Source organism: Virgibacillus sp. Bac330 (assembly GCF_003667845.1).
Classification (GTDB): domain Bacteria; phylum Bacillota; class Bacilli; order Bacillales; family Amphibacillaceae; genus Virgibacillus; species Virgibacillus chiguensis.
Window position 1 is genome coordinate 327,339 of sequence record NZ_CP033048.1, and the last position, 20,099, is coordinate 347,437.

Here is a 20,099-nt window from a genome sequence, read left to right on the forward strand (position 1 = left end):
CAAGGAATTCGACCTTATGGCTTTATACCATGCATAAGTTTTAAAAAATCGTCACAGTAAGATTTGAATCTAAGTTATGTTATCATAGAATGCAAGGTCGTAAAATTGGAGGTTTTTTAACATGGAAGAGGGAATAAATCGTAGAAAAACCGAACATATTCAGCTATGCTTAACAGAGAATGTAGAAGGTGTGAATAAATCGACGGGGTTAGAAGGTATTTCATTTATACATAATGCGCTTCCGGAGATTCATTTTGATGATATACAAATCAACACAACCTTTTTAAATAAATCGTTACAAGCGCCATTTTTGGTAAGTTCGATGACTGGTGGTTCGGAGCTTGCTGCTAAAATCAATCAAAACTTAGCGCTAGCTGCTGAAGAAAAGGGATGGGCTGTTGCCCTTGGTTCAACACGAGCTTTACTAGAAAGTGATGCCCACCAAGCTTCATTCTTAATACGCCAGCAAGCTCCGACAGTACCTTTAATTGCCAATTTAGGTGCTGTACAATTAAATTATGGTTACGGCGCTGAAGAAGCACAGCGTATTGTGGATAGGACGGAAGCTGATTCACTTGTTCTCCATTTTAATAGTTTGCAAGAAGCTGTACAAGATGGCGGCGACTTAAACTTTGCTGATTTATTGCCAAAAGTAGAAGAAATTTGCAGTAAATTAACCGTGCCAGTTGGTGCGAAGGAAGTTGGCTTTGGTATTGATGGCTTCGTGGCTGAACAGTTGTACAATGCTGGGATAGCGTATATTGATGTAGCAGGAGCTGGTGGGACATCATGGAGCCAAGTTGAAAAGCTCCGTTCGCAAGATCCACTTCGCAAGGCTGCAGCTGAAGCTTTCAATAACTGGGGGCTGCCAACAAAAGATTGTATCGTGTCAGTAAGAAATAAGCTCCCAAAAGTTCCTCTTGTAGCAAGCGGAGGAATGAAAACGGGTGTCGATGCTGCAAAAGCCATAACTATTGGCGCAGATGTGATCGGTTTTGCACGTCAATTATTGCAGGCAGCAACCGAATCTGCCGAGGCAGTCATAACAACGATGGAACAAATAGAATTGGAATTAAAAATGGCTATGTTTGGAATTGGTGTAACTTCATTAGAAGCATTGCAACAAACGAGGCGCGTATCGATTATGGGGAATTCTCTGCTAGAAGAAAGCTAGTTGCTCAGCAACTAGCTTTTTAATTATTAACTTTTCTTTTTATAAATTCTTGCTACATCTTCACTTCTTCTGTATTCATATTTTTAAGTTCTTTTTTAATTGTTATTGCAAATAAGTCGGTAAAATATAAGAAATAACGTTCCCCATCTTCTTTAAGCTGTTTCAAATCTTCCCATTGGAATTTTTCAGTTATATTCCTCGATTCTTTAGTAAACTCTTCTGCAGATAAGTTTAATGTAAAATCACCTAATGAATTCTTGTGTTGTTTAAGAATACCTTTAAATTGACTAATTATAGCATACTCATAAGATTTCCATACTACAGGGGTGAGAATTAAACATAACGATAACCCAAATATAAAATTATCTGTTGAGAGACGGCTAAATGCAAGTATATATACCAGAAATAGATAAAAAACCATTAGTTGCATTAATCTAGCTTTCCTATGGAACTTACTAATTTTTATTGCATTTTTTTGTTGAGCAATTAAATCTTTATCCGTTATATTAAATTGTGCAATCAAATACATCCTCCCCCTTTTCTTTTGAAAGAGCATTAATACCTTTTTGACATCTGTCGCTAAGGCTAAGATATTAACGGCATGGATGAAGATACATTTAGGGGGGTGTTTAAGATAGTGCAACGCCTTCATGAACAGCAAGCCAGATGTTCATCTTTGCATAAAAGAACACTCCTTGTCATAGATAGGATGGTGAATTATACTCGAAATAGAGTGAAATTTAATAAATTGGACAAGGAAGGAGTAAAAACAATGAAAAAAATCGGAGTAATAACGTTGATCGGCACTTTACTTATTTTGGGAGCATTTTCTGTTATTACTTTTTCGAAGGATAGGACGGTAGATGAAGTGCTACAAGCTGTCATGGATAAGTATGAGGTGCAGGGTTACATTGTCGGCGAGGAGCCCGCAACAATCGATATAGATGTATGTAGTGAGGAAGAAATAGAAAAAGTTGCAACATACATGAAGAGTAACCTTTCCGATGAAGATTTAAACCATTATGATATTGAAGTTTTTTCGGGTTGGGAAGATAAGTTAGAAAAAAGAGGCTAGATTTTTTATCTCTCTTGAGGGTGCGTTACATGATGAGATTAGGAATAAAAATAATGAAAAAGATAGTTCCAACCATCAAAGTTTTAAGGCTTATAGTATAAGCAAAACGACGGCGTCTCATTGCTAAAAGACTGATTATCTTGCAAAAAAATGTAAAATCGCTTGAATTTACATTAATTTCGCTTGAATTTACACGAAAGTCGCTGAAGCTCACAAGTAAGTTGGTCGAAGTTTACAACAAAGTCGCTGAAGTTCACAATTGTAACGCATATCTCATGGCTGCTAAGCAAAAATGTAGCCGATATCCTTACTATAGGAAAGCACAAAGTTTTAAGGTGGATCGTATGAGCCAGACGAAGGCTTTTTTATGGAGATTTGCTGGTACAATCAAGCTTTTGCTATAAGACTTGGCGACAAGCCAAATTTTTCCTTGTCTAGGAAATTACACTAGCGTTGCTTAAACTAACTAAGTTATTTAGCCACGTCCGGCGCAAGCGCTCAGCAACTAGGCGACTTCACTCCATTGCCTTCCGATAAGTCATCATCGGTTCGTTCTAAATGGAAGGCCGACTAAAGACGGGCTTGCCGGAGAGCGCCGGCATACTCCTGTTGCAGTAGCATGGTTCCTAAAACTTTCGTTGGTTCGTTCCACTCGCTACGTTGCTAACCGGGCTCCCCGAGCCTTTGTTCAAGATCGTTCGCTGTTAATTGGAAGAAGCTACCTTACAAAGTGCAAGCTCTCTTTAGTTTTAAGAACCGATTTTTAAAATAATTAGTGACTTGTAATCCATATCAGATGATGTGGTTATTTTTTTTCGTGTTGTAAATACTACGACTAATTATTTAAGCGAGGAGACAGGTTAGCATGGAGCAAAATTTTCATCAACGTGAACATGACAAATTTATTCCGATGACCTCCATTACAAGTGGAGGCGGTGTACAGGTGAAAGCCGATATATACTATTATACGGATCAAATGGTAAATATTGGTTTTGTAGGCCATCCTGAAAAAGGGGAATGGGTGCTTATCGATGCTGGATTACCTCATGCAGCTTCAGAAATTAAATCGGTTGTTGTAGACCGATTTGGAAAAGGTAGTAAGCCAGCTGCAATTCTGTTGACGCATGCTCATTTTGATCATGTAGGAGGGTTAGCTGCTTTATTGGAGGAGTGGGATGTTCCTATTTATGCACATTCTAAAGAACTTCCTTACTTACGTGGTGAAAAAAGCTACCCAAAACCGGACACTAGCGTAGAAGGTGGTCTACTAGCGAAAATGGCTAACCTATATCCGAATGAGCCGATTGATTTAGGTAATGCGGTGCAAGCCCTTCCTGAAAACAATCAAGTTCCTCATTTAGAAAATTGGAAATGGGTACATACGCCAGGACATACACCTGGTCATGTATCTTTTTATCGAGAGAATGATCGGCTATTGTTTTCAGGAGATGCGTTCATTACTGTAAGACAGGATTCATTTTATCGTGTGCTGATGCAAACAGCGGAAGTGAATGGACCACCTAGATACTATACAACCGACTGGAAAGCAGCATTTGAATCTGTACAAAAATTAGCAGAACTAAACCCTGAAATAGTGGTACCAGGCCATGGTGTGAGTATGAAAGGTAAAAAGTTAAAAAACGGCTTGGACAGGCTTGTTAAACAATTTACAGATCTAGCTATACCTGATTATGGAAAGTATGTAGATAAAGAAAATAACTTATATCAATAACGTGTCGAGTAAATTCCTTTGTTCACTATAGGAAGAATGAAGAGGTGCGATTATAGCAGTAATCACACCCTCTTTTTTACTTTATTATAAAAAAGAGGGTGCAAGCTATAGTTTTCCTACAGAAACTTAGAAAAGCCATTTTATCAAGAGGAAAGGATAAGCTTATTAAGTGCTCCCTGCTACATGTAAAATCTATTCCTATATTGTCTTATATTGTATTGATATGTAACAACAAATTGAGGATCTAAAACACCAGCTTCTATAAATTTAACGAAAAGCCGAGTTTATAGAGAGGTAATTAGTTGTAACTTTTATTAAATGCTCTAAACATATGGTGGTTTATGTCGTTATGCCTCTTGGATAAGCAGGATTGTTCATGCAATGGGAATAGCTATGCTACAATGAATTGAAAGTGAGGTGTATGTATGAAGATTGAGATATGGTCTGATTTCGTTTGCCCTTTTTGTTATATTGGAAAGAGAAAATTGGAGCAATCCTTAGAAACATTTGCATATCGTAATGATATTGTTGTTGAGTTTAAAAGTTATCAATTAGATCCTAACGCAGAAGAAAAGCCAAATCAAAATATGTATGAATATCTCTCAAATACAAAAGGGATTCCCATAGAACAAATAAAGCAAATGAGTAAACAGATAGAAAAGCAAGCAGCAGATGTAGGGCTGACATATCATTTTGATACCATGCAGCATACAAACACGTTTACGGCTCACCGCTTAGTAAAGTATGCAGCACGTCTGGGCAATGGTAATAACATGGCTGAAGCGTTGATGCATGCTTTTTTCACTGATTCTCAATTAATCAGTGATCATGAAACATTACAGACCCTTGCTAGTAAAGTCGGTTTAAATAAAAAGAACGTCGCTGAGGTTATTTGTACGAATAGCTATGCTAGAGATGTAAAAGACGACCAACATCAAGCGAGAGAAATGGGCGTTAAAGGGGTTCCGTTTTTTGTTTTTAATGAAAAATATGCGCTGTCTGGTGCGCAACCAAAAGAGGTTTTTGACCAGGTTTTGGAACAAGTTTGGCAAGAAGCGAAAATGGAAAACAGACTTCAATCATTGAACCCTAAAGGGTCAAAAACAATGTACTGTACAGATGAGGGTTGTTGTGAAATAGAAGAAGAATAAATAAACATGTATTGGAAGCAGGTATTCTATTAAATGTAGGAACCTGCTTTTTTAGTTATAGGAAGTCGCTTAACTTACTACGAAGCAACTTCTTTATAAATACTTCTCCGATAATCAACAAACTGCTTAGTCTTCTTCTAAATATTCTTCCTTTCTTCAATCTTTACTTCCATTTATCCTGTGAGTCCATGAGCAAGCGATTTTTGGCATTTTTTCATTGACGTAATGAGGAAATCTGTTATACTATTAGTTGAATCTAATTGATAATGAATATCATTATTGATTAGAACGAATCAAAGATAATAATGATTCTAAAAAAATGGGGAAGTGGAAAGTGAAGGGCAGTCTATGAAAATACGATATCTAACAATCATATTAATTATACTTTCCTTTGTATCTATCTTTGTTGGTGTATCAAACGTTTCTCCGCTAGATATATTTCAGCTAACAGAGGAGCAGGCAAAAGTATTAATGGTTTCAAGAGTTCCGAGACTTTTAAGTATTTTAATTGCTGGTATGAGCATGAGTATTTGCGGCTTAATTATGCAACAATTAAGCAGAAATAAATTTGTATCGCCAACAACGGCAGGAACATTGGATTCCGCCAGACTTGGAATATTAGTATCCATGGTGTTATTTACCTCTGCGAATCCATTTGAAAAGATGCTTGTTTCTTTTGCTTTTGCTCTGTTAGGTACGTTTGCATTTATGAAGATACTGGAAAAAGTAAAATTTAAAGATGCGATATTCATCCCATTAATTGGTTTAATGTTTGGAAATATTGTTAGTTCCATGTCTACCTTTATTGCTTATCGTTATGATTTAATTCAAAACATCTCGTCATGGATGCAAGGTGATTTTTCCATGATTATGACAGGGAATTACGAGCTCATGTTTGTCAGCATTCCAATATTAATTATTGCTTTCTTTTATGCAAATAAATTTACGATTGCTGGTATGGGTGAAGATTTTTCCAAAAACCTTGGATTAAACTATCGACAAGTCGTCAATTTGGGTTTAATTATCGTAGCACTTGTAACCGCATCCGTTGTATTGGCAGTTGGAATGATTCCATTTTTAGGATTAATTATTCCTAATATTGTGACTATCTACCAAGGGGATCATTTGAAAAAAAGTTTGCTACATACCGCATTGTTAGGAGCCATTTTCGTTCTTATTTGTGATATTATCGGTCGAATTATTATTTATCCATATGAAATACCGATAAGTTTAACGGTAGGGGTCATCGGTAGCGGATTATTTATTTATCTGCTCTTTAGGAGAAAAAAATATGGGATATAAACAGAAGACAATTATTCTAACTCTCATCGCTATATTATTGACATTGCTTTATATTTTTTATGACCTTACTGGAAATATTGGATACATTCTACCGAGACGTATCATTAAAGTTGTGGCGATTCTTTTAACAGGTGCAGCAATCGGATTTGCGACAACGATTTTTATGACAATAACGAATAATCGTATTTTAACACCAAGTGTATTAGGACTGGATTCCCTTTACCTCTTGATCCAAACAGCTATTATCTTTGTAGTAGGGGCTAATTCGTTAGTTATGATGAATAGCCATGTGAATTACCTCGTTTCCATTGGAGGAATGGTTGTATTTTCATTACTCCTATACCGGTTGTTATTTTCAAGCGAGCAAAATAATATTTATTTTCTGTTACTTGTAGGAATGATCTTAGGAACTTTTTTCAGTAGTATTACATCATTTATGCAAGTGTTAATTGATCCGAATGAGTTCATGGTAGCTCAAGATCGAATGTTTGCCAGCGTAAACAACGTAAACACAGACCTTGTCTATATATCTGTCGTTCTATTTGTACTCCTTCTTGTTTATATGATGCGTTATTACAAATACTTAGATGTATTGGCACTTGGGAAAGATAACGCGGTTAACTTAGGGGTTCCTTATGGAAGAGTCGTCAAGCATTTACTCGTTATCGTTGCTGTATTTATTTCGATGGCTACAGCTTTAGTAGGACCGATGACGTTTTTAGGGTTATTAGTTGTTAACTTAGCTTATGAATTTTTAAAGACATTCCGTCATTTTTATATTTTAATTGGCTCCATGCTCATAAGTATTATTGCATTAATTGGCGGACAGTTTATTGTAGAAGAAGTATTTACCTTTAAAACGACGATTAGTGTCATTATAAACTTTATCGGTGGTATTTACTTTATTTATCTTTTGTTAAAGGAGAATAAATCATGGTAGATATTAAAAATGTATTTAAGTCATTTAACCAGAAGAAAGTGATTGAAGATGTGTCTCTGACGATTGAAAAAGGAAAGATTACTTCCTTTATTGGTCCAAACGGTGCAGGGAAGAGTACGTTGATCTCTATGGTTAGTCGCCTTATCGCAAAAGATAATGGGGATATCTCGATAGACGGAAAAGACATTATGCAAACAAAAAGCAATGAGCTAGCGAAAAAAATATCCATTTTAAAACAATCTAACTCCATTAATTTAAAATTAACGGTACGTGAGCTCGTATCTTTTGGGCGCTTCCCCTATTCTCAAGGTAAATTAAATGATTACGATTGGGAAAAAGTTGATGAGGCGATTGATTATATGGAACTGCGCGATATGCAAGATAAGTTTCTAGATCAGCTTAGTGGTGGGCAAAGACAACGAGCACACATCGCCATGGTCATTGCGCAGGATACGGAATATATTTTGTTAGATGAGCCGTTAAATAATTTAGATATGCGCCATTCTGTGCAAATTATGAAAACGTTGCGTAATTTAGTGGATGAGCTTGGCAAAACTGTTTTAATTGTTATTCATGATATTAATTTTGCTTCTTGTTATTCGGATAATATTGTCGCTTTAAAGGATGGAAAAGTCGTTAAGCAAGGAAGAGCATGCGATGTCATTGATAAATGTGTATTAAAAGATATCTATGACATGGATATTGACATTAAGGATATAGATAATAAACGAATCTGTGTTTACTTTTAATGGGGGAAGGCTAGTTTGAAAAACAAAATAAAAATCCCACACCATGACTGACGACCAAGCCAAGTCATGATGAAGGATAGCGTATACATCTATTTTAACGAATGGATGTCGAAAGGTAAATGAATTTGCCTTATCTTGTCTGTAGGAAAATAGGAAACGGTTGGGTTGATGTACATATAACGCATTGTGTGAAATCCGAGTTTTCCTGAAGCATTTATAAGTATGATTAGAAATATTCTATGAACAATACTTAAGCAAAATAACAAAGAAAGAGGAGATTATATATGTTGAAAAAAACTGTATGGCTTATATTTGCAAGTTTGCTCGTGTTAACTTTAGCGGCTTGTGGTTCAAATAGTGAAGAAAAAGATAGTAGTAATAGCAAAGGTTCCGATGCGAAAGAGTCGGAAACAATGGAGATTAAACAAGAGCTTGGTGATACAGAAGTTCCCAAAAATCCTGAAAATGTTGTGGTGTTCGACTATGGTGTGCTTGATTCATTGGATACATTAGGGATTGATGTTGCAGGTGTAGCTAAAGGTGGTTTAATCCCAACTTATTTAGACAAGTATGCAAGTGATGACTATGAAAATATCGGTAGCTTGAAAGAGCCGGACTTTGAAAAAATTGATGAGATTAATCCAGATGTTATTTTCATATCGGGTCGACAGTCCACTGTATATGATCAATTAGCTGAAATTGCTCCGACTGTTTATTTAGGTGTAGATCCAGCTAACTATATGGAGTCTTTCAAAGCAAATATGAACACACTAGGTGAGATTTTTGATAAGCAAGCAGAAGTAGAAGAAGAGCTTGCTGCTATTGATGCATCTATTGAAGAAGTGAAAGCGAAAGCGGAAGAAATGGATCAAAAAGCGCTTATAACACTAGCTAATGATGATAAAATCAGTGCATATGGCCCTAGCTCCCGTTTTGGATTAATCCATGATGTTTTTGGTGTCCCTCCAGTAGATGAAAACATCGAAGCGTCTACACATGGTATGAACGTTTCTTTTGAATACGTCATGGAGCAAAACCCTGATTTACTGTATGTTATCGATCGTAGTGCAGCGATTGGCGAAGAACCAGCTGCTAAAAATTTGGTCGAAAATGAATTAGTAAAAGGAACGAAAGCATATAAAAATGACAACATTGCGTACTTAGATCCAGAATTCTGGTATCTGTCCGGTGGTGGACTCGTCTCTGTCCAAGAAATGATTAAAGAAGTAGAAGCAAGCTTAGAATAAAAGGATTTGTACAAACAAGCCGAGCAGTGATTGTTCGGCTTGTTTGCTATATCGGAAAGCCTATTTTTTTATTCAAAATTGTATTTATTCATTCAAAACGCCCGCATTTCCTATTCCATTTATAGTAGCATCCTTGGTTGTTTATTTATCTTTTACGTTATAGTTTTGCATATATTCTATTCATTTGTCCTATCTATTTGAACTGTATATCAAATGTAGTGTAGAATGAATCATAGTAACAAATACCAAGTTGTGGCACAATAATGGAATAAATCTCTTATTTGTTGTTCAACTGTAAAGATAGGTGTTAAAACGAGACATAGTAGCTTTTTAAGACGATGATGTAAATGAAGCTACTTGCAAAGTTTGGACAGAATATGTTTGAATGAAAGGACATTCATAATGAGAAAGAGGGATGGATCGAATGAAAAAGTGGATTATATTTGCGATTACGATAACGCTAGCATTCGTACTAGCTGCCTGCGGAGGAGATAATGAAGAAGATAAAACCGCAGAACAAGATGAGCAACAAGAAGAAGGCAATACAGAAGAGGGCGGAGAAAAGCCTGAACCTGTTAAAATAACAGATAAGGAAAAAGTTGATGATGGAGAAACAGTTGTTTCCGTAAATGGCGAAGAAATTAAAGGCGATCGTTATAACCCAGCTTATTTGCAGTTAAAGACAATGAATACGCAATTCAATCAAGATGTTAATGAGGATCAACTAAAAAAACAAACGTTAGATATGCTTATAAACCAGCAATTGATTAATCAAGATGCTGCTGATAAAGGCATCGAAGTATCTAATGATGACGTGCAGAAAGAATTTGATACGATTAAAAAAGAAGGTGAAGATCGTTTAAGCACTGCACTAGAGCAGTTCCAGCTTAATGAAGATCAGTTTAAAAACATGCTAAGAGATAATCTAATTACTTCTCAATATTTAGATGCTGAATTTGACATCGAAGTAACAGATAAAGAAGTGGAAGATTATTATAAACAAATGAAAGAACAAAATGAAGAAATAGGTAAGTTGGAAGATGTAAAAGATCAAATCAAACAAACCTTGAAGGATGAAAAAACGAACGAACAATTGCAAAAGCGAGTAGATAAATTAAAAGAAGACGCTGATGTAGAGACAATGATATAATCTAATAAGCGTTTCACTACATTATAGGGAACCATTTTGGTCAAACGATGCTTTGTAATATACGAATCGTGATATACAGTGTTATAAAATCCTCCTTCAAGCATTGGAAAATGCAAATTGGACAAGTTTAAGTGGGAGATAGTAGCACTGGAAATTTTCGTTTGTTGTCTCCTAACAATCAGTGGGGGAAAGAACCCCAATATTTATGGAATACGTTGTATGGGTAACCAGTCTGTCGACGGTTACCCATTTTTAGATGCGAAAACGATTTTGAAACAAAAGTAAAAGCATTTACGTCTTCTGCATAATTTCATCCAACACTATCAAAAACTGCTGCATCATCTTGTCTGTACCAATGGTAATTCGCATATAATTTTCGATGCCAGATTTACGAAAATGGCGTATGAGAATTTTTTTCGCTCTTAAACGCTCATATAATTGTTCCGCATTATAATCAGGATGTTGGACAAATAGAAAATTAGTTGCGCTTGGGAGCACATGGAAACCGCGCTTTTCCATCTGTTCTTGCGTCCACTTCCGAGTTTGAATAATCTTCCGAGTCGTTTCTTTTAAGTAAACAGCATCTTCCATAGCTGCTTTTGCACCGACTATAGCAAGCCGGTCTAACGTATAAGAATTAAAGGAGTCTTTTATACGGGTTAAAGCTTCGATTAAATTTGGATGCCCGATCGCATAGCCAACACGTAATCCAGCCAAAGAACGTGACTTTGAAAAAGTTTTTACAACTAACAGCTGCTCATACTTATGCGTAAGTGTTACGGCAGATTCAGGTGCAAAATCAATGTAAGCTTCATCAATAATAACAACATTATCTGGATTATGTTGAATGATTGCTTCCAATTTTTCTAAGCTAGTAAAAATGCTTGTCGGCGCATTTGGGTTTGGTAGAATAACTCCGCCTTTTGTATGAAAAAAATCTTTTTCATCTATTGTGAAATTATTCATTAATGGCATTTCTTCATATGGAATTTGAAAAAGATTGGCATAGACAGGGTAAAAGCTATACGTAATTGCTGGAAATCGTATCGTTCGAGTTGGTGAAAATAACCCCATAAATGCGAACGCTAGTACTTCATCGGAGCCATTTCCAACAAAAACAGATTCCTTTTTCGTCCCTTCCTGTTTGGCAATGCTTTCTCTTAAACTGCCAACAGTTGGTGATGGATAAAGATGTAATGCTTTGTTCATCTCTTGTTTGATTGCTTCTTGCACATTTGGCGACGGAGGATAGGGGTTTTCATTTGTATTTAGTTTCATAATAGTTGGATCGTTGGATTGTTCACCCGGAACATATGGGGTTGATCGTTTAGCTGCTTCACTCCAATATTTCATTGCTCTCCATCCCCTTTTTGTAAATGCCTTTTTAACAATTCACGCTTAATATCTGTAACAGATACACCTAGTAGCTCCATTAACACAAGCGTATGATAGGTTAAATCAGCAATCTCCCATGTTACTTCGGATTTATCGTTATTTTTCGCGCCGATAATGACCTCACTTGCTTCTTCGCCCACTTTCTTTAAAATTTTATCCATGCCTTTTGCAAATAAGTATGTTGTGTAGGCACCTGGCAAAGGATTTTCTTTACGAGTTTTAATTTTTTCTGTTAATTTTTTCATCATGATAAATGAGGCAGGCTGTTCTTGGAAAACATTCTTATGAAAGCAGGTTTCTTCTCCTGTATGGCAAGCAGGGCCCTGTGGCTTCACTTGCAGTAGAATAGCATCTTTATCACAATCGATAGACATCGATTGTACCACTTGTTTATTTCCAGACGTCGCTCCTTTATGCCATAATTCTTGACGTTTTCGGCTATAGAACCATGCTTCTTTTGTCGCTATTGTTTTGTTAAGCGCTTCTTCATTCATATACGCTAGCGTTAAAACCTGACCCGTATCTGCATCTTGTACAATGGCAGGAGCGAGCCCGTTATCATCAAACGTTATTTGCTTCATCATTATCTCTCCCTATATAGTGATTATGTATTGCTTTTTAAGCGTGCTTTTCATGGAACTCGCTCAAATGCGCTCGAACTCGCGTGGACTTCGCTCATGATCGTTTGAAATGCGCTCATCTCACGCTGGATTCGCTCACGATCGTCGGAATTTCGCTCATCTTCGCTGGACTTCGCTCATGATCGTCTGAAATGTGCTCATCTCACGCTGGACTTCGCTCACGATCGTTTGAAATGCGCTCATCTCCGCGTGGACTTCGCTCATGATCGTTTGAAATGCGCTCATCTCACGCTGGGTTCGCTCATGATCGTCGAAATTTCGCTCACCTCACGCTGGACTTCGCTCATGTTTGTTTTAAATTCGCTCATCTCATGCTGGATTCGCTCATGATCGTCGAAAGTTTGCTCATCTCACGCTGGACTTCGCTCATGTTCGTCTTAAATCCGCTCATCCCACGCTGTGTTCGCTCATGATCGTCGAAATTTCGCTCACCTCACGCTGGACTTCGCTCATGTTTGTTTGAAATGCGCTCATCTCCGCGTGGACTTCGCTCATGTTTGTCTGAAATGCGCTCATCCCACGCTGTGTTCGCTCATGATCGTTTGAAATGCGCTCGAACTCGCATGGACTTCGCTCATGATCGTCTGAAATGCGCTCGAACTCGCATGGACTTCGCTCATGATCGTTTGAAATGCGCTCACCTCCGCTTGAACTCGCTCATGTTCGTCTTAAATGCGCTCATCCCACGCTGGATTCGCTCATGATCGTCGAAATTTCGCTCATCTTCGCGTGGACTTCGCTCATGATCGTTTGAAATGCGCTCATCTCCGCGTGGACTTCGCTCATGATCGTCTGAAATGTGCTCATCCCACGCTGGACTTCGCTCATGATCGTTTGAAATGCGCTCATCCCACGCTGGACTTCGCTCACGACCGTCTGAAATGCGCTCACCTCACGCTGGACTTCGCTCATGATCGTCGAAATTTGCTCACTTATTGGCGGATTGTCCTAATTTTAACTTGGTCTTACTGTGATGCCTTGGGTAGCTAAATAAGCTTTTAATGCGGGAATAGGTATTTCTCCGTAGTGGAATACGGAAGCTGCTAGAGCTGCATCTGCATACGTCGGTTGTAAAACTTGCGAAAAATGTTCCATTTTACCAGCCCCTCCACTAGCGACGATGGGAATATTGACTGCTTGTGCAACAGCATGCATTAAATCTAGGTCGTAGCCGTTTTTTTCGCCATCTGTATTAATTGCGTTGAGCACAAGTTCTCCTGCACCGAATGCTTCGCCTTGCTCAGCCCAATCCACGGCATTTAAAGCAGTTTGTTTTCTGCCCCCATGGATATAGACTGCCCATCTTCCGTCATTTGTTTGTTTGGCGTCAATGGATAGGACAATGCACTGCTTTCCAAATTTCTTAGCTGCTTCTTCAATCAAATCTGGTTGCTGTACGGCAGCACTATTTATCGAAACTTTGTCAGCGCCTGCACGTAATACGCTATGAATATCTTCTATGGTTCTTATACCACCGCCTACGGTAAAGGGAATCGCAATTTCAGCAGCGACTTGCTCTACGACATCGATGAAAATACCTCGATCTTCGTTTGAAGCTGTAATATCATAAAAGACAAGCTCATCAGCACCTGCCTTGTTGTACCGTTGCGCTAATTTTACTGGATCGGCAACGTCTTGGATGTTTGTAAATTTTTTTCCTTTGACGACACGTCCTTTATCGACATCCAAACATGGGATAATTCGTTTAGTGAGCATGTTTTACTGCCTCCAAGCTCGCTTCTAAAGGAAGGGAATTGTCATAAAGCGCTTTACCAATAATTGCTCCATATAAGTTCATTTGTGCTAATTGTTTTATGTCGGCAATCGTTGTGACCCCACCAGAAGCGATAATATTGATAGAAGTAATTGCTTGTAAGTTTTCTAATTCATGAAAATTGGGCCCTTTTAGCATGCCGTCTTTTAAAATATCGGTGTAAACAATTGTTTGCAATCCTAGATCTTCTAATTCTTTCACAAGATCAATGGCTTTTCTCTCACTTGTCTTTGTCCATCCATCTGTAGCGACATAACCATTTCGTGCATCGATCGATACAGCAACTTGATGAGGAAATGTAGACAGAGCAGTTTGCAAGAAAGACTGGTCTTTAATAGCGGCAGTCCCGAGGATGACGCGATCTATTCCCGCGGATAAGTAGTTTTCCACTACTTGTAAACTACGAATGCCTCCCCCTACTTGGATTGGCAGGGTGACCTTTTGAGCGATCTCTCTAATAATAGGTTCGTTCGTGGAAACACCTGATTTAGCTCCATCTAAATCGACGAGGTGAAGATAGGCAGCTCCTTGCGCTTCCCAATCTTTTGCCACAGTAACTGGCGAATCACTATACACATTTACTTGATCGTAATTTCCTTGTGTTAAACGAACGCATTTCCCGTCTTTAATATCAATGGCTGGAAATAGAATCATGTTATCATCTCCTTAAAATTTGCTAAAAGTTGTAACCCTGTTGCTCCGCTTTTTTCTGGGTGAAATTGCATACCAATAATATTGTTCTGTTGTACGATTGCAGGAATGTTTATTCCATAAGGTGTGCTAGCTACTAACGTATTCGTATCCACATCTGTAGCCGCATAGGAATGGACAAAGTAGACAAATGCTTCATCCGTCATTTGCTTCCATAAAGCACTATTTCGGTGTTTAATGAGATTGTTCCAGCCCATATGAGGAACCTTTACGTTATTAGGGATTTTTTTTACTTTTCCAGTTAAAAATCCGAATCCTTTCGTTACTCCGTCTTCTTCACTAGATTCATAGAACAATTGCATGCCAAGACAAATACCTAGAAGCGGTTTGCCTCTGGCTGCCTCTTGTTTAATGAAGCTTGTTAAATCTTGATCGTCTAATGCATGCATGGCATCCTGAAAGGCGCCCACGCCCGGTAAAATGATGGCATCACTTTTTTTAATGGTTGTTTCATCAGTGGTAATTTGTGAATCTATACCAACTTTATTTAGTGCAAATTGCAAGCTTTTTATATTACCAGCTCCATAATCAATAATAGAGATCATCGATTTGCTCCTTCCTTTACAATATAAGCTGTTGCCAGTCTCCCACTCCAACAATTGGAAAATGTGAGTTGATCACACGGATATGGGAGGTCCCAAAACCTGAAAATTTTAATTCATACAGCGACTATTCACTTACGATATAGAATAATCCACTTGGAGTGATAGCCCCCATTGATGGGAAACGCACTTATTCTATAAAGCGGATTTCAATATGCAATTATTGGCAATAAACTCGTCTTTTTACGAGCTACTTCAAAAGCCAACCGTCTTCTGGAAGGAGCGAGTTGCCATTAAGCAAAAGCGAGATCCACTTTATAACGTTCCTTTTGTAGAAGGAATTCCTGTTATTTTTCCGCTTCTTTCTGTTGCAGTGTTAAGTGCTCGACCGAAGCCTTTGAAAATGGATTCAATAATATGGTGCGTATTTTTTCCATAGACTTGGTGAATGTGTAAGGTTACCTTTGCATTGCTAGTAAATGCTTGAAAAAATTCCTCTACCAATTCTGTATCAAAGTTTCCAACCTTATCTTTTAAACCTTCTACTTTATAAACAAGGTAGGCTCTACCGCTTATATCCAATGATACGGTGGATAACGCCTCGTCCATTGGTGTCGTAATACTTGCATAACGAGTAATGTCGGCTTTATCTCCTAGTGCATGGCGGAATGCTTTACCAAATGCGATGCCGACATCTTCTACGGAATGGTGTTGATCCACCTCTAAATCTCCTTGGCAAGAAATTTCTACATCCATTAATCCATGTTTCGTTGCAAGAGTTAACATATGATCAAAGAAACCAATCCCTGTTTGAATCGAGCTTTTCCCCGTACCGTCAATAGCCAGCTTTAAATCAATCGATGTTTCTGTGGTTGACCGGCTTATATCATAGTTTCGCATCTGTTTCCTCCTTTCGTATTTGTACGGATAGTGCATGTGCGGTTAACTGTTCTGTATTAGCAATCTCTATAATCGTATCTGCACTAGCAAGTAGTGAAGGTTTATCATAATAAATAATGCTTGACTTTTTCATAAATTCATACACGCCGAGCGGGGAAGCAAATGTGGCCGTGCCGTTTGTCGGTAACGTATGGTTCGGACCGGCAACGTAATCGCCTAACGCTTCTGGTGAATAATTTCCTAAAAAGATAGCCCCTGCATGTTTGACCGCACCAAGTTTTTCCATTGGATTTGCAATCATGAGCTGTAAATGTTCTGGAGCAATATCATTTACGATGGAAAAAGCATCATCTAATGTATTAACGACAATGATTTTTCCGTGCTGGGCAAGTGATTTTTCAATAATTTCTTTTCTTGCTAAATTCTTTGTTTGTGAGCGCACCGCTTGCTCAATGGCGTCTGCTTGTGCATCGCTTGTCGTTATACAAACGGCACGTGCTTCTTCATCGTGTTCTGCTTGTGAGAGTAAATCGGCTGCGACAAAGTTTGCGTTTGCTGTTTCATCAGCGACGACTAAAATTTCACTCGGCCCCGCAATCATATCAATGGCTACATCCCCATACACCCATTTTTTTGCACTTGCTACATAAGCATTTCCAGGTCCAGTAATCTTTTGTACTTTGGGTACGGATTCTGTGCCGTAAGCAAAAGCTGCGATTGATTGTGCTCCGCCAAGCTTATAAATGTTTTCAACGCCGGCTTCTTTTGCCGCTACTAATACGTGCGGATTGATTTTGCCATCTGCTTGCGGTGGCGTCGTAATATAAATATGCTTTACACCCGCAATTTTGGCTGGTATAGCGTTCATTAATACGGTGGAAGGATATGCTGCTTTTCCGCCAGGTATGTAAATGGCCACACGATCCAAAGGCGTAACCTTCTGTCCGACCACTTTTCCAGGCTCACTCATATCTAACCAGGATTGCTCTAACTGTTTTTTATGATATTGGGATATATTTTCTGCTGCATGTTTAATTGCCTTCATAAAAGCAGGAGAGACGGATTTTCTAGCTTCAGCAAACTCCTCCTCCGAAACGATGAAATCAAGGATTTGGACACGGTCAAATTTTTCTGTGAAAGAGCGAATGGCTGGATCTCCTTCGTTTCGAACGCGCTTAATAATTTCCACTACTGTTTGGTCTAGGACTGCTTCTTTTTCTTCCAAAAGTTGTGCGCTTCTTTCTTTCTTATCCCAATACTGATGTTTCGTTAAGCGTTCCATATCAATTCCTCCAACGTTTTTTATTTCGTTTGAAGCATTTTGCGGATGTTGTATAAAGCTAAATGGGAATAACAACATCTACATCCTTTTTCACACTATAGGAAAGCATAAAATTTTAGGTTCCGCTTCCTTATCTTTGGCGCTAAGATAGTAAAACTTAGATTTATTGAACATAAAGGGGCTTCTACCCTCTCTTTTTAAGTTGCTAAACATGTTTCGAGGGTTTGAAATGATGATGTTTAAGGATTTTGCAATTAGTAATGTGTTACATACAAATTCTGATTAAATGTAATAAAAAAGCATAAGCAAACGCTAAGCCGATTACGATGAAACATATTTGTAGACGAGTCTTTATACAAATATGGAGAACTTCACCTCTAGTCGAAAGTTACACTAAGTTTTTCTGAACTTCTTGAATAAACGAATGGATTGCTTGTGATTTTAATGCAAAGCTTGCCTTGTTTACGATCAGTCTCGTGCTAATAGGTTCTACTTCCTCTAAAATAATTAAGCCGTTTTCCCTTAATGTGTTGCCAGTTTCTACAATATCTACAATGACATCTGCTAAGCCAATTAACGGTGCTAATTCGACAGAACCATTCAATTTCACAATATCTATTGATTTTCCTTTACGAGAAAAATAGTTTCGGGCAATGGTTGGATATTTTGTAGCAATTGTTAATGGCTTCATCGTATCTAAAAGTTGTCCGGGCTTTCCAGCAACGGCAAATTTACATTTTCCGAATTTTAGATCGAGAACTTCGTAGATTTCAGCTTGTGATTCTAAAATATTATCTTTACCTACAATGCCTAAATCTGCTGCTCCTTTTTCTACATAGGTAGGTACATCCACACCTTTGACAAAGATTAATGTAATCGTTTCATCACTGTTATAAAAAATTAGTTTTCTGCTAGAAGAAGTTAACTGTTGGAATGTAATCCCCATACTGTCTAGTAAAAGAATCGTTTGATCTGCTGTGCGACCTTTGGCAACGGCGATTGTAAAAGCAGCCATTTAACTCCTCCTTTCTTGTAACAATTGGATTAATTCTGAAATATGCTGAAATGAAATAGCTTGCTCACCGTGATAAAGGTTATAGGAATCAGTTTCACAAATAATGTGTACGGTTTCTTTAGAAGCAGCTTGTCGGTCGTCATTTGTTGAGTAGGTGACGACGGCGTATCCTCGTTCGCGTAATGCTAGCGCGATAGCTAATGCTTCCTTTTGAGCGGCGACATCATAATAGATTGCAATAGGCTCTTCCTCTATTAATGTTGACAACAAACCGTGCTGTTTTGCTGCATGAAGTAACAAATCAACATCAAAGGCAAAACCGATTGCTGGAATACGAGCCCCGAAGTAATCACCTAAGCCATCGTATCTTCCTCCCATAACAACAGGCTTTCCGACTTGGTTGACAAATCCTTGAAAAATAACATCGGAGTAATAGTTCATATCATTGATAAGTCCAAGGTTAAACACAATATGATCTGTAAGTCCGTATGCTTGAATGCTGTTATACACATTAACCAAATAAGTTAATTCTGCTTGTAAGATCCCATTTAACCCGTGCTGCTTGATTTTTTCCATCACTTCATTTGGTTCTCCGTAAAGAAATGGAATATACTGCATTGCTTGTTTAACTGTTTCTTGAATAGGGAGGGTAGCTAAATAATCTACCATTTCTGCAATATTTTTCGTTTGAATATATGTTTGTAAGGGAGCAATTTGTTCATTAGATAAATTTGCTTGGGTTAGCAATGCTCGAAAAAAACCAGCATGGCCAATCTCCAATTTAAATTCTGGAAAACCACAATCTTTTAATATATGAATTGCAAGGGCAATGACTTCTGCATCACCAGCAGGGGTGCGGTTGTTAAAATATTCAACTCCTGCTTGTGTACGTTGTTTTTGATCGTCTTCAAATCGGTAACTGAAGACATCCATGATGTAAAATAGCCGAGTATCTTCACTACCATTCATTTGTGTGGTAGCAATTTGCTGTGTGATTGGAATGGTAACATCAGGTCGTAATACAAGTACTTTTCCAGAAGTATCCACCACTTTTATCATATCGTCAGTACTTCCAATTTTGGGATTCCCTACATAAAGGTCATAAGGCTCTAGCGCTGCTGTTTGTATTTGCTTATAGCCATAAGTTTTAAAGCGTTGTTTTAGTGTAGCAATAATTGCATCACGCTGTTGAAGTAAGCCATTACCCAAATAAGGTGTATGTAACAGAGGGTGCATCATTTGTATTTCTCCTTTCTTTTTAGGTTTTATCGTATAAGCAAAGTAACGGTGCTTTAGCCATAAAGACTTGATGATAAGCT

General features: G+C 38.0%; 19 protein-coding genes. 9 read left to right on the forward strand and 10 right to left on the reverse strand.

Features of this window, described 5'->3' with window-relative positions; translation table 11 throughout:
* Window positions 1-121 precede the first annotated feature (121 nt).
* Window positions 122-1,174, forward strand: a complete 1,053-nt coding sequence (gene fni / locus D9780_RS01435) for a type 2 isopentenyl-diphosphate Delta-isomerase (protein WP_121639019.1) — start codon at window positions 122-124, stop codon at window positions 1,172-1,174.
* A gap of 52 nt (window positions 1,175-1,226) precedes the next feature.
* On the opposite strand, the gene D9780_RS01440 is transcribed toward fni, so the two are convergent.
* Entirely contained in the window at window positions 1,227-1,697 is a 471-nt protein-coding gene (locus D9780_RS01440) for a YcxB family protein (RefSeq protein WP_121639020.1), read from the reverse strand.
* A 249-nt stretch (window positions 1,698-1,946) separates the two neighbouring features.
* On the opposite strand from D9780_RS01440, the gene D9780_RS01445 reads away from it, so the two are divergent.
* The 8 genes from D9780_RS01445 (at window position 1,947) to D9780_RS01485 (ending at window position 10,520) form a co-directional block, all read left to right on the forward strand.
* A complete protein-coding gene (locus D9780_RS01445; protein ID WP_162985758.1) occupies window positions 1,947-2,249 on the forward strand; it encodes a YolC/YozM family protein in 303 nt (100 codons plus the stop codon).
* Between the two features lie 865 nt (window positions 2,250-3,114).
* Window positions 3,115-3,981 (forward strand): MBL fold metallo-hydrolase, encoded by an 867-nt coding sequence (locus tag D9780_RS01455; protein ID WP_121639023.1) that lies wholly within the window; start codon window positions 3,115-3,117, stop codon window positions 3,979-3,981.
* A 425-nt stretch (window positions 3,982-4,406) separates the two neighbouring features.
* Window positions 4,407-5,132 (forward strand): DsbA family oxidoreductase, encoded by a 726-nt coding sequence (locus D9780_RS01460; protein WP_121639024.1) that lies wholly within the window; start codon window positions 4,407-4,409, stop codon window positions 5,130-5,132.
* A 348-nt stretch (window positions 5,133-5,480) separates the two neighbouring features.
* On the forward strand, window positions 5,481-6,434 hold the full coding sequence (locus D9780_RS01465; protein ID WP_121639025.1) for an ABC transporter permease: 954 nt from the start codon (window positions 5,481-5,483) through the stop codon (window positions 6,432-6,434).
* The gene (locus tag D9780_RS01470; protein ID WP_073006390.1) at window positions 6,424-7,374 is read left to right on the forward strand and encodes an iron chelate uptake ABC transporter family permease subunit; all 951 of its coding nucleotides are present in this window, start codon (window positions 6,424-6,426) and stop codon (window positions 7,372-7,374) included. Before D9780_RS01465 ends, D9780_RS01470 begins: the two co-directional genes overlap by 11 nt.
* Window positions 7,368-8,123 (forward strand): iron ABC transporter ATP-binding protein, encoded by a 756-nt coding sequence (locus D9780_RS01475; RefSeq protein WP_073006391.1) that lies wholly within the window; start codon window positions 7,368-7,370, stop codon window positions 8,121-8,123. Before D9780_RS01470 ends, D9780_RS01475 begins: the two co-directional genes overlap by 7 nt.
* 284 nt (window positions 8,124-8,407) lie before the next feature.
* On the forward strand, window positions 8,408-9,370 hold the full coding sequence (locus D9780_RS01480) for a siderophore ABC transporter substrate-binding protein (protein ID WP_121639026.1): 963 nt from the start codon (window positions 8,408-8,410) through the stop codon (window positions 9,368-9,370).
* A 424-nt stretch (window positions 9,371-9,794) separates the two neighbouring features.
* Window positions 9,795-10,520, forward strand: coding sequence for a SurA N-terminal domain-containing protein (locus D9780_RS01485; protein ID WP_121639027.1), 726 nt, complete (start codon window positions 9,795-9,797; stop codon window positions 10,518-10,520).
* 291 nt (window positions 10,521-10,811) lie between these two features.
* Here the strand turns inward: D9780_RS01485 and hisC are convergent, their stop codons facing one another.
* From hisC to D9780_RS01535, 9 genes are all read right to left on the reverse strand, one after another.
* A complete protein-coding gene (hisC, locus tag D9780_RS01490; RefSeq protein ID WP_121639028.1) occupies window positions 10,812-11,873 on the reverse strand; it encodes a histidinol-phosphate transaminase in 1,062 nt (353 codons plus the stop codon).
* Complete coding sequence (gene hisIE, locus D9780_RS01495; protein ID WP_121639029.1) at window positions 11,870-12,499, reverse strand: bifunctional phosphoribosyl-AMP cyclohydrolase/phosphoribosyl-ATP diphosphatase HisIE; 630 nt, start codon at window positions 12,497-12,499, stop codon at window positions 11,870-11,872. Before hisIE ends, hisC begins: the two co-directional genes overlap by 4 nt.
* Window positions 12,500-13,510: 1,011 nt before the next feature.
* Window positions 13,511-14,272, reverse strand: coding sequence for an imidazole glycerol phosphate synthase subunit HisF (gene hisF / locus D9780_RS01505; RefSeq protein ID WP_116278163.1), 762 nt, complete (start codon window positions 14,270-14,272; stop codon window positions 13,511-13,513).
* Window positions 14,262-14,984, reverse strand: coding sequence for a 1-(5-phosphoribosyl)-5-[(5-phosphoribosylamino)methylideneamino]imidazole-4-carboxamide isomerase (gene hisA / locus D9780_RS01510; RefSeq protein WP_116278164.1), 723 nt, complete (start codon window positions 14,982-14,984; stop codon window positions 14,262-14,264). The genes hisF and hisA overlap by 11 nt, the downstream gene beginning before the upstream one ends.
* Complete coding sequence (gene hisH / locus D9780_RS01515; protein WP_121639031.1) at window positions 14,981-15,586, reverse strand: imidazole glycerol phosphate synthase subunit HisH; 606 nt, start codon at window positions 15,584-15,586, stop codon at window positions 14,981-14,983. Before hisH ends, hisA begins: the two co-directional genes overlap by 4 nt.
* Before the next feature lie 312 nt (window positions 15,587-15,898).
* A complete protein-coding gene (gene hisB / locus D9780_RS01520; RefSeq protein WP_121639032.1) occupies window positions 15,899-16,483 on the reverse strand; it encodes an imidazoleglycerol-phosphate dehydratase HisB in 585 nt (194 codons plus the stop codon).
* On the reverse strand, window positions 16,470-17,765 hold the full coding sequence (gene hisD, locus D9780_RS01525; RefSeq protein WP_121641399.1) for a histidinol dehydrogenase: 1,296 nt from the start codon (window positions 17,763-17,765) through the stop codon (window positions 16,470-16,472). Before hisD ends, hisB begins: the two co-directional genes overlap by 14 nt.
* 388 nt (window positions 17,766-18,153) lie before the next feature.
* Window positions 18,154-18,780: an ATP phosphoribosyltransferase gene (gene hisG / locus D9780_RS01530; protein WP_121639033.1), complete on the reverse strand. Its 627-nt coding sequence runs from the start codon at window positions 18,778-18,780 to the stop codon at window positions 18,154-18,156.
* Window positions 18,781-20,019, reverse strand: a complete 1,239-nt coding sequence (locus D9780_RS01535; protein ID WP_121639034.1) for an ATP phosphoribosyltransferase regulatory subunit — start codon at window positions 20,017-20,019, stop codon at window positions 18,781-18,783. It abuts the gene before it with no gap.
* Window positions 20,020-20,099: the final 80 nt, after the last annotated feature.